The sequence below is a fragment of the Flectobacillus sp. genome (assembly GCF_049240685.1).
GTDB lineage: Bacteria > Bacteroidota > Bacteroidia > Cytophagales > Spirosomataceae > Flectobacillus.
The window spans coordinates 1-2,965 of record NZ_JBMLSD010000047.1 but is presented as its reverse complement, the minus strand read 5'-3'; the positions used below and the strand labels follow the sequence as shown (position 1 = coordinate 2,965).

The following is a 2,965-nucleotide window of genomic DNA, read 5'->3' as shown; positions in this document are numbered from 1 at the left end:
CAAATCTCCAAATTACCAAATTACCAAATTACCAAATCTCCAAATTTTCAAATCTCCAAATCTCCAAATTACCAAATCTTCAAATTTTCAAATTACCAAATCTTCAAATCTCCAAATTACCAAATCTTCAAATCTTCAAATTACCAAATTACCAAATCTCCAAATTTTCAAATTATTCAATTCTTCAAAGAAGACTTTCTCACGACCAATTTTCCTTGAACAATAATATCCTCTGGTACAAAATTATCTCCGTCGATAATATTATTAATGAGCGTATTAGCTGCGGTTTCTCCGACTTGTAGGGGAAATTGATGGAAAACAGTCAAAGCTGGCTCTATTAATTCAGCAATTTGGTCATCACCAAAACCAGCTACAGCAATTTGCGCTGGAATTTTGATTCCTCTTTTTTTCAATTCTACCATAAGCTCAATTGCATTGCCATGATGAACTGCAAAAATCGCATCTGGTGGCGATTCCAGAGATAGCCATTGATTTAGCGCATCAACAGCTTCGTTTTTTCTAAAACCTATATGATAAACCAAATCAGAGTCAAAAGTTAGCCCGTATTCTTGCATGGCAGATTTATATCCTTCAAATCTCTCCTGACTAATCAATAGCTCTTTAGGGCCTGCACAAATAGCAATGCGTTTGCACCCTTGTTTTATGAGGTGTTCTACCAACAAAAACGAACCCCGAAAATTATCAAGAATCACCTTTGCTGTTGGCAATTCATAAGCAACCCTATCAAAATGAACTATCGGAATACCTCTGTTCAGATGTAGTTTAATATGCTCAAAAGAGGTAGTTTCGACAGAATGGCTAATTAATAGACCATCCACCTGACTACTCATTAATGCCTGAACATTGAGCGTCTCGGTAGAATGAGATTCGTTTGACTGGCAAATCATCACCCGATAACCCGCATTACTTGCCACTTGTTGAATACCAGCTAATACTCCAGCAAAAAATGGTCTTTGAATATCTGGAATCACCACACCAATCGTATTTGTGGCTCCTCTGTTAAGACTTTGAGCCAACAAATTTGGGCGATAATCAAGTTCTTGAGCCACTCTTAGTATTTCCTGACGGGTATTTTCATTAATCTCCTTGCTATTATTCAATGCCCTCGAAACAGTAGACGGCGCCACGCCCAAGGCCTTAGCAATGTCTACAATGGTTGTTTGATGATTTTTTTTGGCTGGTGTAGCGGGTGTAGTTTGTACTGTGAAATAACTCTCGCAAGATTTACAATGAAATCGCTGCTTACCTCTTACGAAGCCTGCCTTTACCAAATTTTGTGTTTCTTGACAATTCGTACATTGTATCATATAGTGTATGCTTGATTGTGTCTGAGCATTTAAGCGAGTTGTGAATAATGGTCTGAATCTTTTTTTTTATCACTTGATATATTCACTCCTAATCTTGAATCTCATTTTTGTATTTTTTTTATATGTCATTCCTATCTACTTTAATTTCAAATCTACACATTGATTCCTAATGATAAAAGTAGAACTTTTTATTGAAAACAGAGATATATATCGGATTCGTTTTCGAAAACGTTTGCGATATTTTTATAAAAATATATCAAGAAAAACTTTGTTTAATATAAAAATATAGCCTTACATTTAGTTCAAATCTCCCCAAATTAATATCAAGTATCGGAAATGATTTCCGAAAATCTTGAACTTTTTTAAGAAGTATATTTTCCAAAAACTACTCAGTATGATACATACTATGCGTTGGTTTGGCCCTAAAGACCCTGTCTCGCTTATGGATATTCGCCAGGCAGGGTGTACGGGGGTTGTTTCCGCTCTCCATCAAATTCCTGTCGGCGAAATATGGTCTAAGGAGGCCATTCAAGAAAGAATTCAAATCATTGAAGCTGATAATCAACAGTATTCACCACTGAAATGGCTCGTGGTAGAGAGTCTTCCTGTGCATGAGGATATTAAAAAAGGACTTCCTTCTCGTGACTTATATATTGAGAACTACAAAACTTCTCTACGCAACTTGGCCGCTTGTGGGGTTACTATTGTTTGTTACAATTTTATGCCTGTATTGGATTGGTCACGTACCAAGCTCAATTACACCATGCCCGATGGTTCACAAGCACTACGCTTTGTTTGGCAAGATTTTGCTTTGTTCGATTTGTATATCCTTCAACGTCCCAATGCCAAAAATGATTACACGCAGGAGGTTCAGGAGGCTGCAAAGGCCAAATTCGAACAAATGACAGAGGATGAACTCAAAGAACTAACCAATACGGTTTTGTTAGGTTTGCCGGGTTCGGAAGAAGCATTTAGTCTCACTACTTTTCAAGGATTGTTGGATAATTATGCACACATCGGCGATGCCGAACTTCGTGCTAACCTGTATTACTTTATTCAGCAGATTGCACCTTTAGCCCAAGAACTAGGTGTCAATCTATGTATTCACCCCGATGATCCTCCTAAATCCTTGCTGGGTTTACCACGTGTTGTGAGTACCGAATCAGATTTGGTTCAATTGATGCAAGCTTGTGAAGTCACTGCCAACGGAATTACCTTTTGCACTGGTTCTCTGGGAGTTAGAGAAGATAATGACTTAGCAGGAATGATAACTCGTTGGGGACATCGTATTCATTTTCTTCATTTACGCACGACCAAAAGAGAGGAAAATCCACTGAATTTTCATGAAGCAGCTCATCTCACTGGCGATGTAGATATGTATGAGGTCGTAAAAGCAGTTGTTTTGGAAGAAAACAAAAAGGGGGCCGAACGACAAATTCCAATGCGCCCCGATCATGGTCATTTGATGCTTGATGATTTGACAAATGGTAAAAAAACCTACCCGGGTTATTCTGCCATCGGTCGATTAAAAGGACTCGCTGAGCTTAGAGGACTGGAATTAGGAATTAAAAAGAGCCTGTTACCTGTTCCCTAAAACACATAATTTTGCCCACTAGCTTACCACGTATGAGATATTT

The 2,965-nt window shown here is 38.1% G+C and carries 2 protein-coding genes; one reads left to right on the top strand and one right to left on the bottom strand.

Translation table 11 applies throughout. From position 1 onward, the window contains the following. Positions 1 to 176: 176 nt before the first annotated feature. A complete protein-coding gene (locus ACOVQ4_RS02195; protein WP_421819028.1) occupies positions 177 to 1,328 on the bottom strand; it encodes a LacI family DNA-binding transcriptional regulator in 1,152 nt (383 codons plus the stop codon). 394 nt (positions 1,329 to 1,722) lie between these two features. On the opposite strand from ACOVQ4_RS02195, the gene uxuA reads away from it, so the two are divergent. Next, on the top strand, positions 1,723 to 2,922 hold the full coding sequence (uxuA, locus tag ACOVQ4_RS02190) for a mannonate dehydratase (RefSeq protein ID WP_421819027.1): 1,200 nt from the start codon (positions 1,723 to 1,725) through the stop codon (positions 2,920 to 2,922). The last annotated feature ends 43 nt before the right edge of the window (positions 2,923 to 2,965 follow it).

Excerpts from the sequence above, each read along its gene's own strand:
- ACOVQ4_RS02195 (WP_421819028.1), bottom strand. The coding sequence starts at position 1,328 with ATGATACAATGTACGAATTGTCAAGAAACACAAAATTTGGTAAAGGCA.
- uxuA (WP_421819027.1), top strand. The coding sequence starts at position 1,723 with ATGATACATACTATGCGTTGGTTTGGCCCTAAAGACCCTGTCTCGCTT.